The following is a 13,651-nucleotide window of genomic DNA, read 5'->3' on the forward strand; positions in this document are numbered from 1 at the left end:
TGCGCCACCAGGCCCGCCCACCTGGTCACGAGGACGTCCAGCCGCACGACTACCCTGCTGGGCGTCGTACGCAAGCAGACGGGAAGGCCCAGCAGATGAGCCGCGGTACGGGAGCCGACGGGACCGACCCCCTGCCCCTGGCGGAGGTGGCCGGTTACCGGCCGCTGCTGTTCTCCATCGCCTACGGGATGACCGGTTCCGTGGGCGACGCCGAGGACATCGTGCAGGACGCGTTCCTCGGCCTGACCCGGGCGCGCAACGCGGGCACCGTGATCACCGATCCGAAGGCGTACCTGACGACCGCAGTGACGCGGCTGGGCATCGACCACCTGCGCTCGGCGCGGGTGCGACGGGAGACGTACGTGGGCGAATGGTTGCCCGAGCCGGTCGTGGCGCACTCCGGCGAGCCGGGGCCGGCCGAGCACGCCGAGCTGGCCGACTCGTTGTCGATGGCGTTCCTCGTGCTGCTGGAGTCGCTGTCGCCGGTGGAACGGGCGGTGCTCATGCTGCGCGAGGTGTTCGGGTACGGCTACCAGGACGTCGCGCGGATCACCGGCAAGACCGAGGTGAACTGCCGGCAGATCCTCACCCGCGCCAGGCAGCGCGTCGCCGCCGGCCGGCAGTCCCGCGACGGCGTGCCGACCCAGGCGCGGCGGGCCGAGGGCGAGGAGCTGGCCCGCAGGTTCTTCGACGCGGCCGGCGGCGGCGACCTGGACGCGCTGCTCGGCATGCTCGCACCCGACGTGGTCCTGCACGGGGACGGCGGCGGCAAGGCGCAGGCGATGGCCAGACCGGCGGCCGGGGCGCCCCGCGTCGTCAAGATGCTGGTCGCGGGGCTGCGCCGGGTCCGCGCACTCGGCGTCACGGTACGGACGGCCTGGGTCAACGGCCGCCCCGGCGCGATCATGTACGACGCCGAGGGACGCGTGGCGGCCGTGGTCGAGCTGGACGTCGCCGACGGCGTGATCCAGGCGATCCACTCGGTGGTCAACCCGGACAAGCTCGCCCATCTCGGCCCGGTTTCCGACGTCGGCCGCCTCCCGAAGAAGTGAGCCGGGTCAGGAGGCGGCGGCGCTGTAGCGGCGGGCCAGCTGGGCGAAGGCGTCCTTGAGCTCGGCAGGGCCGACGACCTCGATGTCGGCGTCGAACCTGCCGAGCGCGGCCGCCAGTCCCAGCCATGACCACGACCCCATGACGAGCCGGCAGCGGTCCGGCCCCGCCTCCTCGACGAGCCCGTCCCGGACGTAACGGGACACGACCGCCGCGGGCAGCGCGAGGATCACCTCGCCGCGGCAGGGCCGGCCGCCCGCCTCGTCCGAGCCCCGGAACCGCGCGGTGACGAAGGCGGCCACCCCGCCGCCGGGCAGCTCGCGCGGGACGAAGCGGGGCCCGGTGGGGGTGCGCGGCGCGATGCGGTCGGCGCGGAAGGTGCGCCAGTCCGCGCGGTCGAGGTCCCACGCGACGAGATACCAGCGCCCGCCCCAGGTGACGAGGTGGTGGGGCTCCACCCGCCGGGGCGGCGGCGGGAGCGCGCCGCCGTCGTCCGCCTCCGAGGGGTAGTCGAAGCGCAACACCTCACGGGCATGGACGGCGGCGCTGAGCGCGACGAGCACCCCGCCGGCGACCTGCGGCTCGGGCCGTGCGCCGGCCCGCTCGACGGCGGTCACCTGGAGGGTGTCGATCCGGTGGCGCAGCCGTGCGGGCATGACCTGCCGGACGGTGGCGAGCGCCCGCGCCGCGGCCTCCTCGATGCCCGCCCCGGCGGTGGCGGCGATCTGGAGCGCGATGGCCAGGGCGACGGCCTGCTCGTCGTCGAACAGCAACGGCGGCAGCTCGCTGCCCGCGTCGAGCCGGTAGCCGCCGTCGGGGCCCTTGACCGCCGTGATGGGGTAGCCGAGGTCGCGCAGCCGGTCGACGTCGCGGCGCACGGTGCGCGGGCTGACCTCCAGCCGCTCGGCGAGCAGCGCCCCCGGCCAGTCGCGGCGCATCTGGAGCAGCGAGAGCAGGGCCAGCAGGCGCGCCGAGGTCTTCCGCATGTTTCCATGGTGCCGTAAGAAGAGGCCATAACCTGACCGCTTCCTCCGCCAGCATGGGCACCGCAAGCGGGAGCCGGACGGCTCCCGGCGACCATGAGCCGAACCGGCGAGGAGCCTTCCATGTCCGTCAATGTCGTGATCCATCTGAACTTCCGGGGCGAGGCCGCCGCGGCGCGCGTGGCCGCGCCCGGCGGCTTCCGCGTGCTGGCCGACGACGTGCCCGCCCACCTGCCCTGGGACCAGGGCGAGAACGCGTTCTTCGTCTCGCTCGGCGCGGGCACGGCCGTCGAGCACGGCGCGTCCTGAACGCGGGAAGAGAAGATGACCGTTCTGAGCAGCAGGGCGCTCAACCGCGCCACGCTCGCCCGTCAGTTGCTGCTCGACCGCGCCGACCTGCCGGTCCTCGACGCCGTCGCGCACCTGTGCGGCCTGCAGGCGCAGGAGCCGCAGGAGCCCTTCACCGGGCTCTGGTCACGGCTGCGCGCCTTCGACCCGGCCGCGCTGTCGGACCTGCTGACCGGCCGGGACGTGGTGCGGACCCACCTGATGCGGCGCACCGTCCACCTGGTCACCGCCGCCGACGTCCTGGCCTGGCGGGCCCGGCACGACGCGATGCTGCGCCAGCGGGTGCTCGGCGTCTACCGCCGCGAGCTGGCCGGGGTGGACCTCGACGAGCTCGCGGCGGCCGGACGGGCGGTGCTGGCCGACGGCGAGCCGCGCTCGATGTCGCAGCTGGCGCGGGCGGTGGCCGGTCGCTGGCCCGAGCCGGGGCCGCGGGCGCTGGGCGAGATGCTGGTCGCCGCGCTGGTCCCGATGGCGCAGCTACCGCCGCGCGGGTTGTGGCGGGCGCGGGCGGGCGTGCGCAACCTGCCGTTGTCGTCCTGGCTCGGGCGGGAGGTGGACCCGCCGTCCGCCGACGGCTCCGACCCCGTGGGGCAGGCCCTCGTACGGCGTTACCTGGCGGCGTACGGCCCCGCCGCCACGGCCGACCTGCGTGCCTGGTCCGGTCTGGCGGGCCTGCCCAAGGCCGTGGCGGCGGTACGCGAGGAGCTGGTCGCCTTCCGGGACGAGCGCGGCCGCGAGCTGCTGGACCTGCCCGGCGCGCCACGCCCCGACCCCGGCACGCCCGCCCCCGTACGGTTCCTGCCGGCGTTCGACAACGCGATCCTGGGCTACGACGACCGCGGCCGGATCATCGACGGCGAACACCGTGGCCTGTCGGTCGCCGGCGCCCGGACGGTTCTGGCGGACGGCCGGGTCTCGGCCACCTGGACCGTCGAGGACGACACCGTGCTCGTCACGCCGCTGCGCGGCCTCTCCCCGGTCGAGCGCGCCGCCGTCGCCGAGGAAGGAGGAGCCCTGGCCTCGTTCCTCTCCGACGGGGTCAGCGACCGCACCCGGATTCTCGGGTACTGAATAGATCCGCATAAGGTCGGCCATACTGTCAAGACCGCGGGCGTCCCTGGTGACGGACGGGCCGACGGGTAGGAGGTGGGCACGAGAGGAGCCGACACCATGAACGTGCCGGAGCACGACGCCGGGCCACACCGGCCGCAGGGCAGCCGCGGGCTGTCCGACCTGACCCACGCCGGCGGGTACGTCGTGGACGACCGGGGCCGGATCGTCGAGGTCGCCCCGCGCACCGAGGTCCTGCTCCGCCGTACCGCCGCCGAACTGCTCGGCGGCGACGCCCACGACCTGCTCCACCGCGGCCCGCGCGGCGAGACGCTGCCGCGCAGCCGGTGCGCGATGCGACGCCCGCTCATCACCGGCGGCACCTCCCAGGGCGAACGGGAATGGCTGGCGCGCGGCGACGGCTCCCTGCTGCCGGCCTCCTGGCTGGTCACGCCCTGCCTGCTGGCCGACGGCAGGACCGGGGCCCTGGTGCTCTTCCACGACGCAGACGAGCCCGGCGCGCAGGTGCCGGAGCCGGTGCACGAGACGTCGATGTCCGAGCTCGACCGGCTGGCCCTGCTGGCGGAGACCACCACGACGCTCACCTCCAGCCTCGACGTGGACGAGACGCTGCGCCAGCTCGTCCGCCTGGTGGTGCCGCTGCTCGCGGACTGGGTGGTGGTGGACCTGCTCACCGAGCACGGCGGCGTGACCCGCGCCGCCGTCGTCCACCACGAGGACGGCGCCCTGGTGCACCACGAGGACCTGGAGGGGCCGATGCCCGCGGTCCCCGAGGAGTCGCCGATGCCGCTGTCGCGGGCGTTGCGCGGGGTGACGGCGACGCTGGCCGGGCCGCAGACCTACCAGGGCGCGCCCGACTCCGGCATCGCGGTCTTCCAGCAGGAGCTGTTCCGCAGGACCGGCATGCACTCGGCGGGCATCGCGCCCATCCGCGGCGTGCGCGAGGTGGTCGGGGCGCTGACGCTCGGCCGCGCCGAGCGGTCCGGCGCGTTCACCACCGCCGACCTGCTGCTGGTGGAGGACATCGCCCGCCGCGCCGGCCTCGCCCTGGACAACGCCCGCCTGTACGAGCGGCAGCGCCGGGTCGCCGAGACCATGCAGCGCCACCTGCTGCCGCGCCTGCCGTCGGTGCCCGGCCTGGAGATGAGCGCCCTCTACGTGCCCGCCCCCCGCGCCTCGCAGGTCGGCGGCGACTGGTACGACGCCTTCACCATGCCCGACGGCGCCACCGCGCTGGTGATCGGCGACGTGGTCGGCCACGACCTGGAGGCCGCCGCCGGGATGGCCCAGGTCTGCAACATGCTGCGCGCCTACGCCGGCGCCGAGCAGGACCTGCCCAGCGCCATCCTCGACCGGCTCGACCGCGCGGTGGTGCGGATGGCGCAGGCGACCATGGCCACCGTCGTCCTGGCCCGGCTGGAGCACACCGACGACGGCCGCTGGCTGCTGTGCTGGAGCAACGCGGGCCATCCGCCGCCGCTGCTGGTCGAGCGCGACGGCCGCACCCGCTTCCTGGAGGAGGGCCAGGGCCTGCTGCTGGGCACCGGCATCCGCGGGGAGCGTGCCGACGCCGTCGTGGAGCTGCCGCCCGAGTCCACCCTCGTGCTCTACACCGACGGGCTGATCGAGTCCCCGAAGCATTCCCTGGACGAGGGGCTGGCCCGCCTGAGCCGGTACGCCGCCTCCCACACCCACCGGCCGCTGAACGCGCTCGGCGACATGCTGCTGGAGCGCGTCCGGCCCGGCGACAACGACGACGACGTGGCCATGCTGACGTTGCGCGTGCCGCCGCGGGTCACGGCCCCGGACGACCTGAGCGGCGGCGTGCCGGCCGGCGAGCGGGGCCTGCCCGCGATCTGACGACCGGCGCGCGTCACGACCGTCCGCGCCGCGCGCCCGGGCAGACGTCCCGGTAGGGCACGTCCTTCAGGTAGCGCCGCCACTCCTCCGTGCCCATCGTGCGGCCCGCGCGCTCGCACACCAGGCGGGACACGGACTCGGCGCCGACCGGGATCCGGATGATCGTCCCGGAGGAGTTGCCCGAGACGTACAGGGTCTGGTCGTCGGCGCTGAAGGCCAGCCGGTCGAGGATGCCGATGGGGAAGGAGCCGATCCGCTCCCGCGAGCCGACGTCCCAGACCTGGACGGTGTACACGTCGTCGAACGTCTCCCCGATGGACCTGCCGATCAGCGCGAGCAGCGAGCCGTCGTGGCTGAACAGCACCGTCTCGACCTGCGCCCGGGCGGCCACGCGCAACGCGGGCGGCAGTTCGCGGCCCTTGGCGACGTCCCACAGCTCGACCGTGGCCGAGCCGAGGGCGAGCACCTGCGCGGTGGGGCTGAGCGCGATCGCCAGGCCCGACCGGTTGAAGCCGGGGCCGACGGCCTTGCCGGTGCGCAGGTCGTAGACCTTGCCGGTGCCGGTCACCACCGCCGTGCCGTCGCGGGTGGGCACGATGGTCTCGGTGGTCGTGGTCAGGGGGTGGCGGGCGAGCGTCCGGCCGGTGCCGGCGTCGAGGACGACCAGCTCGTTGCGGGCGTCCCGCTCGCTCTGCTCCTTGAGCGACAGCACCAGCCGGCGGCCGTCGGGGGTGAACGCCTTCGACAGCACGAACTGCGTGCGCGGCACGGCGTGGCGCCACAACCGGCGGCCGGTGGCGACGTCCCAGAGGCCGGCCGAGGAGTCCTGGCCCTCGGCGGCCAGCCGGGCGCCCGCCGGGTCGAACAGCTGTCCGGTGACGCCCGCGCTGCCGGCCATCGGGACGCCGAGCCGGCCGCCGTCCCACACGCGGACCGGCCCGGCGTCCTTGGTGACGGCGGCCAGGCGGCCGTCCGGGCTGAAGGCGTCCATCTCGTAGCCCTGCGGCAGCCGGGTGGAGGGCAGGCGGGAGGTCAGGTCGGCGGTGACGGTCGAGCTGTCGAGCACGTAGCGGACGGTGTGGCCGTCGGCCTCCAGCCAGACGTCCTCGGGCTCGCCCTCGGCCCGGTACAGGGCCACCTCGTCGCCGTCGTCCGCGTCGAGCAGGTGCAGGGTACGGCCCTCGACGGCCAGCATCCGGCGACCGTCGGGGCTCAGCCGCAGCCGTCCGGCCAGCGTGTCGTCCAGGGCCGACTCCTGCCAGAACGGCCGGTCGGAGTCGGGCACCTTCCTGGCGGTGGCCAGGTCGAAGGCGGCGACGTCGCCGTTCGCGCACAGCAGCCGCCTGCTGTCCGGCGTGAACGCCACCACCGGCCCGCACGCCTTCGGCAGGCGGGTGTCCACGGTGAGACCGGGCAGGCGGATCACCTTCAGCCCGCCCTGGTTGGGGCCGACGCCCGCGATGTAGGCGCCGGAGGGCGCGATCGCCGGCGCGACGCCCGCCTCCAGCTCCGGGCTGTAGGACGCGCCGGTCCTGGTGTCCCACAGGAACTCCAGGGTGCTCTCGCGCATCACCGCGGCCAGGTTCTCGTTGCCGTCGAAGGTGACGTGCACGCCGGGGCTGCCCTCGCCGACTGGGTGCTCGCGCAGCTTGGCGCCCGTCCTGGCGTCCCAGGCGTAGGCCCTGTCCCTGCTGATCACCACCAGCGTGCGCCCGCTCGGGCTGAGCGCCGCCGCCGACGGCAGCGCGTCCAGGCCCCGCGGCCACCGCCAGAACGCGGTCTGCCGCCCGGAGGGCACGTCGTAGACCCGCACGCCGTCCTCGCCGGCGATGGCCCGGACCCGCCCGCCGGCCGCCGACGCCGACGCCGACACGCCCTTGGCGCCTGGGTCGCGGAAGACCGCGCTCTCCGGCATCGTCAGCGAGGTCGTCAGGCTCCGCCGGGTGCCGGGGCCGGGGGCCAGCCGCCAGCCCGCCACGCTGAGCAGCATCGCCGTGGCCGGGTCGGTCGTCCGCAGCCGGTCGGCCTCGGCGGCGGCCTGCCGCCCGATCGCCTGGTCGCGTTGCAGGCCGGCCAGGCGGCTCTGCTCGGTCACCTGCCGGCCGCGCAGCACGGCGAGGCCGCCCGCCGCCAGCGCCACCACCAGCAGGCCGGCCAGCGCCGCCGTGGTCAGCCGCCTGCGGCGCACACGCCGCCTGGTCAGGCCGGTGCCCGCGGCCAGGAAGTCACGTTCGAGCGGGGTCAGCGTGATGTGCCTGCGGCCGGTGGCGGCCCAGGTCAGCGCCTGGTCGAGGCGGCTGCCCTGGAGCAGGTCGCCGTCCTTGCGGCCGTTGTGGGCCCACTGGCGGGCGGCGTCGCTCAGCTGGCCGAGCACGGCGAGCCCGTCGCGGTCGCCGTCCACCCAGACGCGCAGCCGCGGCCAGGCGCGCAGCAGCGCGGGACGCGACAGCGCCACCGCCTCGTCCTTCTGCGTCACCAGGTAGGAGAACACCTGGAGGATGTGCTCGATCGCCCGGGTCTCCCGCTCGGAGCGTCCGGCGAGCAGGTCCTCCTTCAACGCCCAGCGCACGGCCTCGTGCCCGTCCTCGGTGACCGTCACCAGACGCAGGAACACCTCGGCGGCCAGCTCGCGCTCCTCGGGCGCGAGCGCGCCGTAGGCGTCCTCGGCGATCGTGCCGAGCGCCGGGTCGGCCTGCTCGGGCACGTGCACGCCCCTGGCGGCGCGGCTGCCCGCCGTCAGCAGCCCGCGGGTGTCGGCGCTGTTGCCGCTGACCAGGGCGAGCAGCAGGTCGCGGGCGGTGGGACGGGCCGCCGGGTCCTTCTCCAGCGCGGCCGACACCAGCGAGGCCAGCCGGGGCGGCAGCCCGCTCAGGTCGGGCTGGAGCGACAACACCCGGTGCATGACCCCGCCGAGGTTGTCGGCGCGGAACGGGTCCTCGCCCGTGGCGGCGAACACGATGATCGCGCCCCAGGCGAACACGTCGGCGGGCGCGCCCGCCCGCTGCCCGGTGAACACCTCGGGCGCCATGTACGTCGGCGTGCCGGCCACCTCGCCGGTCCTGGTCAGCGACATGTCCACGGTGCGCGCGATGCCGAAGTCGATCACACGGGGGCCGTCGGTGCCGAGCAGCACGTTGTCCGGCTTCAGGTCCCGGTGGATCACGCCGGCGTCGTGCACGGCGGTCAGGGCGGTGGCGATCGCCGTGGCCAGCCGGTGCAGGTCGTCGCCGGCGAACCGGCGCCCCTGCTCGACCGCCCGGCGCAGGCTCGGACCCGGCACGTACTCGCTGACGATGTACGGCCTGCTGCCCGACAGGTCGCAGTCGAGCACCCGCGCCGTGCAGAACGACGCCACCCGCCCGGCCGCGGCCGCCTCCTTGGCGAACCGCTCGCGGCTCCCCGGGCTGTCGGCCATGTGCAGGACCTTGAGGGCGACCCGGCGGCCTTCGGGGTCGTAGGCGTCGTACACCACCCCCTGGCCGCCGGACCCGAGCCGTCCGGCCAGCCAGTATTGCCCTATGCGCTGCGGTTCTCCGGCGTTCGACGCTTCCACGGCGTGTTAGATGCCCTCTCCGGTCGCAAAGTTCCCCTCGCTCAGGTAGGCGTCCAGCGCGGCGGCGGCGGCGAGCATCGCCAGGCCCCTGGCCGTGAGCCGGTCGTGCCAGTCGCGCAACGTCGCCTGCAGGGGTTCCATGCCGCCCGCCGCGCGCACCTGGTCCAGCACCTGCCGGATCTGCTCCAGCCCGTAGCCGCCGCGCCGCAGCTGGTGGGCCAGCAGCACGTCGCGGACGTCGGCGGCGGTGTAGACGCGGTAGCCGGTACGCGGGTCGCGCCGGGGCACGGTCAGCCCGGCCCGCTCCCACTTGCGCAACGTCGCCGGCTTGATGCGCAGCCGGCGGGCCAGCGGGCCGATGAACGTCACGCCCGGCTCCGGCTCGCGCGGCGGCGCCAGGTCGCGCAGCGCGCTTTCGACGGCCTCCAGCGTGCTGCGGTCCTGCGCGAGCTGGGCGTGGCCGTCGTCGATCAGGCGCAGCGCCGCCGGGACGCCGCCGCCGTTCACGGCCCGCATGATCGCGGTCGCGGTCGCGTGCCCGTGGGCGGGGACCAGCGCCAGGAACGTGCGCAGCGCCGCCGCGTGGCGCGGGGTGTAGACGCGGTAGCCGTGCGCGGAACGTGCGGACGGCGGCAGGATCTCCGCGTCCTCGTAGTTGCGCACCGCCTGCGTGGACAGGCCGTGCGCGCGCGCCAGATCGATGGGCCGCATGTTGAAGGTATGCCCTCCTGCCCGCTGGGGGGATCGGCCAGAAGTTTACACAAGAAGTTCAACGATACGGTTGAAGGCATGACGACCTCGATCCGGGACGCCGCTCAGACGTTCACCGGCGGCGCCCTCACCGCGCTGTTGCCCCCCGGCGTCCGCGTGCTCGGCCTCGGCGAGCCCACGCATGGCGTCGAAGCCTTCCTGGAACTGCGCAACGAGCTCTTCCGTCACCTCGTCGAGCACGAGGGCTACCGATCGATCGCCATCGAGAGCGACTGCCTGGCCGGCCTGGCCGCCGACGCGTACGTCAGCGGCGGCGCCGTCACCCTCGACGAGGCGATGAGCCGCGGCTTCAGCCACGGGTTCGGCGCCTCGCCCGCCAACCGCGAGCTCCTGCGCTGGATGCGGGCCCGCAACGAGCGTTCCGCGGCGCGCGACCGGCTGCGCTTCGACGGCTTCGACGCCCCCGTGGAGATCACCGGCCCGGCCGCCCCGCGCCCGGCCCTGACCGCCCTGTACGACTACCTGGCTCCCCACCTCGACCTGCCCCTGACCCGCGAAGAGCTCGACGTGCTGCTCGGCCCCGACGAGCGCTGGACCGACCCGGCCGCCCTCACGGACCCGGCCCGGTCGATCGGCGGCACGCCGGAGGTCACGAAGCTGCGCCTGATCGTCGACGACCTCGGCGTGCTGCTCACCGCGCACGCCCCGCACCTGGCGGCCGTCACGTCCGGCGACGACCGGTGGCGCGCCGGCCTGCACGCCCGCGCCGCCGCCGGGCTGCTGCGCTACCACGCCGGCATGGCCGACCGCTCGCCCCGCCGGCTCGGCGCGCTGATGAGCCTGCGCGACACGATCATGGCCGGCAACCTCGACGCGATCGTCCGGCGCGAGGACCGCCGGGGCCCCACCTTCGTCTTCGCCCACAACCGCCACCTGCAGCGCGACGAGAGCCGGTGGTGGTTCGCGGGCGAGCCGCTGCGGTGGTGGAGCGCGGGGGCCGTCCTCGCCGCGGGCCTCGGCGACCGGTACGCCTTCGCCGCCTCGACCTTCGGCTCCCGTGGCGCCGACGTCCCGGCCCCCGACACCCTCGAAGGCCTGTTGTCCGGCCTGCCCTGCGCCCGCGCCGTCGTCGATCCCCGCGGCCTGGCCGGGGCGCTCGACGGCAGGCCGGCGCCCCGCGTCCCGGTGGACCACACGTACCTGGCCCTCGACCCCGCCACCGTCGACCAGGCGGACGCGATCGTCTTCCTCAAGGAGATCTGAGGCCAGCCGCCGTCCGGGTGATTCTCGCGGTTGTTTATAGCGTTTGGCGAATAATGTCCTCGGGGCGAATTCTTTTCGCGTGGCGGCGCCGGACGCGCGCTCGTTAAAGTCGGGGTGACGCCAGGCTCCACGGAAGCCCCGACCAGAGGACTGAGCTGATGAACTGCGGCCACTGCGACAGCCCCAACCTGCCCGATTCCCTGGTATGTGCTAATTGTGGCCGCCATTTCCAGGGCGATCGCCCGGCCGCCACGGAAGTCACGCGATATCTCTGCATCGCCATGATGCTCGACGCGAAAGTGCGTAATTCCACTATTCGCTCAATTCTTCATGACCGCTTCCGGGCCGTCGCCCACTCCCCCGGCGTCGACCTGGCCACGATGCTCAAGTACGGCCTGATGGCCCGAAGACGCCAGCATGTGCGCGACGCCCTGCTGGCCGTGCTCGCCGTGGCCACCCTGGCCCTGCTGTCCAGCCCGCTCGTCCTGCTCCCGCTCTTCCTGGCCTGGCTCGTCGTCTTCGCGGAGCTCTACGACGCCCACGAGTCGGTCATCCTGACCAAGCTGACCCGCGCCTCCTTCGACCCGGCCGAGGCGCCGCTGCCCAGCTCGCCCGCGCTGCGCGACCATCTGGTCGACATCGCCGACCGCGGCGCCGGGAACGTCACGGTGTTCGCCGACTACTCCCCCTTCGTCGGCTACGGCAGCAGGATCAACAGCTGGTCGTTCACCATGAACGTCGCCAAGGCCCGGCCCGGCGAGACGGTCGTGCCCTTCGCGGTCGGCGAGCTCTACGACCGGGTGGCCACCGAGATCGCCGCCCTCGGCCTGCCCGGTCTCACCGTCGGAGACAAACTCTTCGTCAACGGCCTCGACCTGCGCTACGAGACCGACCCCGAGCTCCAGGCGGCCGTGCTGCCCGACGCCCTCCTGCCGCCCGTGCCGACGGTGAGTGAGCGGTTCATCCACCGGCTGCGCGACAACCCGCGCACGCGGGCCCGCCCCTACCTCACGGTGAGCGTGACCGGCTGGGAGGGCGAGGTGGTCATCTCGATCTTCCTGCGGTTCGTGCTGCTCGCCGAGAAGGGCATGATGTTCACCGAGGCCGGCTACTCGCTGCTGCCGCCGCTGCGGGAGGCCTACCGCGACGTCGACCGGCTGGTCAACTGCGCGCCCTCCGAACGGATGGCCCGCATCGCCCTGTCCGCCCTGCGGCGCACCGCCGGGGGGCTGGTGCTGGCCCTGCCCAACACCCTCGCCGCGCTCTCGGAGCCGAGAAGGCGCAGGCGGCAGCAGAAGGCGAGCATCAAGGCCATCCGCGGCCACACCTTCAACTACGGCGCGGCCTACACCCCCCGCGAGCACGCCACCGACCACCTCTACCACCGCTACTTCCAGCAGCTCGACAAGGAGATGTACGTCAAGGCCGCCGAACAGCGCGTCATGGACGCCGTCGCCGACTTCCTGGAGGAGCACAACGTCGACGTGAGCGACCTGCGCGACCGCCAGACGACCATCCTGAACAACGGCATCTTCGTCACCGGACAGGCCCAGGTCACCGGGGGCAGCATGGCGGCCGGCCCCGGCGCGGTCGCGCGGGTGGAGAACCGCATCAGGCAGGGGGTGGGCCAGGCCGCCGCGGCGGCGCGCCCCGACCTCGCCGGCCGCCGGCAGGTCTAGGAGGCAGCTTTCGACCAGGCCGTCGTGCTGCGGCGGCCGTAGGTCAGGCGCCGTAGGAGGACCTCCATCGGGCCTCGGCGGCCTGTGCGGTGCAGCCAGTTCGCGAGGACGATCGAGACGGCGCCGACCGCGAGGGCGATGCCGAAGGCGGCGGCGAAGCCCACGTCGTCGGACAGGCCCAGCGTGAACGGGTAGAACAGCACGAGGAACACCGCTGACTGGAACAGGTAGAAGGTCAGCGAGCGCCGGCCGAGGGCGGCGAGGGCGGCGCCGAGGGGGCCGAGGCGGGACCGTGTCGCGATGAGCCCCATGAGGGCGGCCAGGCCGATGCCGCCGGCCTGGCCGGTGAGGGTGTGCGCGAGGACGGCGGCCCAAGGCACGGGGGGTGTCCACACGCCGGACAGCAGCAGGGCCCCCGGAAGCCGGCCGACGAGCGCGACGCCGAGACAGATCGCGGTGACGCGGCGCAGCAGGATCAGGTGCCGCTCGGGCTCGTCCAGGATGCGGCGGCGAGCCGCCCAGATGCCCAGCATCATGCCCGGCACGATGTCGATCGTGCCCAGAATGGTCTTCACCGGCCACATCTGGAGGCCGGACAGCAGGTGGGAGCCGAGGTCGGCCGGCATGATCCCGGCCCCCGCGACGTCCACCGCGCCGGTGAAGGCCAGCAGGATCGGTCCGGAGGTCACGAGCACCGCCGGGAGGAGGGTCAGGGCGGCTGTCCAGCACAACACCGAGTCCCGGGCCCGCACGAGCGGGACGAGCATCAGCAGCGTCAGGCCATACACCGCGATGATGTCCAGGGGCACGAGCAGTCCGTGCACGAAGCCGATGACGATCAGCCATCGGCCCCGGCGCCGCAAGAGCCTCCTGAGCGAGCCCCGGTCACCGTCCTTCACCTGATGCCGGAAGGCGAACTGGCCCAGCGCGTAGCCGAACATCAACACGAACATCGGCCGGGCCTGGTTGTGGGCGAGCAGATGATCGAGGAACGCGGCCACACCGTCGAGCACCCCGAAGGCCGTGCCGGTGGCGAACACCGGCGCGTGCGCCACCGCGATCGCCAGCAACATCACGCCCCGGGCCAGGTCCGGCGCCAGTGACCGGCCGGTCGCCGTCGTGACGGTCACGGC

General features: G+C 74.2%; 10 protein-coding genes. 6 read left to right on the plus strand and 4 right to left on the minus strand.

Features of this window, described 5'->3' with window-relative positions; genetic code table 11:
• Positions 1-95 precede the first annotated feature (95 nt).
• A complete protein-coding gene (locus ABZ459_RS33885; RefSeq protein WP_357979134.1) occupies positions 96-1,052 on the plus strand; it encodes an RNA polymerase sigma-70 factor in 957 nt (318 codons plus the stop codon).
• A 6-nt stretch (positions 1,053-1,058) separates the two neighbouring features.
• Here the strand turns inward: ABZ459_RS33885 and ABZ459_RS33890 are convergent, their stop codons facing one another.
• Positions 1,059-2,036, minus strand: coding sequence for a WYL domain-containing protein (locus tag ABZ459_RS33890; protein WP_357979136.1), 978 nt, complete (start codon positions 2,034-2,036; stop codon positions 1,059-1,061).
• Between the two features lie 120 nt (positions 2,037-2,156).
• Between ABZ459_RS33890 and ABZ459_RS33895 the strand changes: the two genes are divergently transcribed.
• The 3 genes from ABZ459_RS33895 (at position 2,157) to ABZ459_RS33905 (ending at position 5,312) form a co-directional block, all read left to right on the plus strand.
• A complete protein-coding gene (locus ABZ459_RS33895) occupies positions 2,157-2,342 on the plus strand; it encodes a hypothetical protein (protein WP_357979138.1) in 186 nt (61 codons plus the stop codon).
• A gap of 15 nt (positions 2,343-2,357) precedes the next feature.
• A complete protein-coding gene (locus tag ABZ459_RS33900) occupies positions 2,358-3,452 on the plus strand; it encodes a winged helix DNA-binding domain-containing protein (protein WP_357979140.1) in 1,095 nt (364 codons plus the stop codon).
• Between the two features lie 99 nt (positions 3,453-3,551).
• The gene (locus ABZ459_RS33905; protein WP_357979142.1) at positions 3,552-5,312 is read left to right on the plus strand and encodes a SpoIIE family protein phosphatase; all 1,761 of its coding nucleotides are present in this window, start codon (positions 3,552-3,554) and stop codon (positions 5,310-5,312) included.
• Between the two features lie 13 nt (positions 5,313-5,325).
• Here ABZ459_RS33905 and ABZ459_RS33910 read toward each other — a convergent pair whose 3' ends face one another.
• Both ABZ459_RS33910 and ABZ459_RS33915 read right to left on the minus strand, forming a co-directional pair.
• A complete protein-coding gene (locus ABZ459_RS33910; protein WP_357979144.1) occupies positions 5,326-8,865 on the minus strand; it encodes a serine/threonine-protein kinase in 3,540 nt (1,179 codons plus the stop codon).
• Between the two features lie 6 nt (positions 8,866-8,871).
• Positions 8,872-9,576 carry a MerR family transcriptional regulator gene (locus ABZ459_RS33915; protein ID WP_357979146.1) on the minus strand — a complete coding sequence of 235 codons (705 nt, stop codon included), beginning with the start codon at positions 9,574-9,576 and terminating at the stop codon, positions 8,872-8,874.
• A gap of 78 nt (positions 9,577-9,654) precedes the next feature.
• Between ABZ459_RS33915 and ABZ459_RS33920 the strand changes: the two genes are divergently transcribed.
• The gene (locus ABZ459_RS33920) at positions 9,655-10,839 is read left to right on the plus strand and encodes an erythromycin esterase family protein (RefSeq protein WP_357979148.1); all 1,185 of its coding nucleotides are present in this window, start codon (positions 9,655-9,657) and stop codon (positions 10,837-10,839) included.
• 299 nt (positions 10,840-11,138) lie between these two features.
• Entirely contained in the window at positions 11,139-12,518 is a 1,380-nt protein-coding gene (locus ABZ459_RS33925; RefSeq protein WP_357979150.1) for a hypothetical protein, read from the plus strand.
• Here ABZ459_RS33925 and ABZ459_RS33930 read toward each other — a convergent pair.
• A complete protein-coding gene (locus tag ABZ459_RS33930) occupies positions 12,515-13,648 on the minus strand; it encodes a DUF418 domain-containing protein (protein ID WP_357979152.1) in 1,134 nt (377 codons plus the stop codon). The genes ABZ459_RS33925 and ABZ459_RS33930 overlap by 4 nt on opposite strands.
• Between the last annotated feature and the right edge of the window lie 3 nt (positions 13,649-13,651).

This window comes from Nonomuraea sp. NPDC005692 (assembly GCF_040631115.1).
Classification (GTDB): Bacteria; Actinomycetota; Actinomycetes; order Streptosporangiales; family Streptosporangiaceae; genus Nonomuraea.

What these genes read in the sequence shown, in the direction of transcription:
- ABZ459_RS33915 (WP_357979146.1), bottom strand. Translation starts at nt 9,576, where the DNA reads ATGCGGCCCATCGATCTGGCGCGCGCGCACGGCCTGTCCACGCAGGCG.
- ABZ459_RS33900 (WP_357979140.1), top strand. Translation starts at nt 2,358, where the DNA reads ATGACCGTTCTGAGCAGCAGGGCGCTCAACCGCGCCACGCTCGCCCGT.
- ABZ459_RS33885 (WP_357979134.1), top strand. Translation starts at nt 96, where the DNA reads ATGAGCCGCGGTACGGGAGCCGACGGGACCGACCCCCTGCCCCTGGCG.
- ABZ459_RS33895 (WP_357979138.1), top strand. Translation starts at nt 2,157, where the DNA reads ATGTCCGTCAATGTCGTGATCCATCTGAACTTCCGGGGCGAGGCCGCC.
- ABZ459_RS33905 (WP_357979142.1), top strand. Translation starts at nt 3,552, where the DNA reads ATGAACGTGCCGGAGCACGACGCCGGGCCACACCGGCCGCAGGGCAGC.
- ABZ459_RS33890 (WP_357979136.1), bottom strand. Translation starts at nt 2,036, where the DNA reads ATGCGGAAGACCTCGGCGCGCCTGCTGGCCCTGCTCTCGCTGCTCCAG.
- ABZ459_RS33920 (WP_357979148.1), top strand. Translation starts at nt 9,655, where the DNA reads ATGACGACCTCGATCCGGGACGCCGCTCAGACGTTCACCGGCGGCGCC.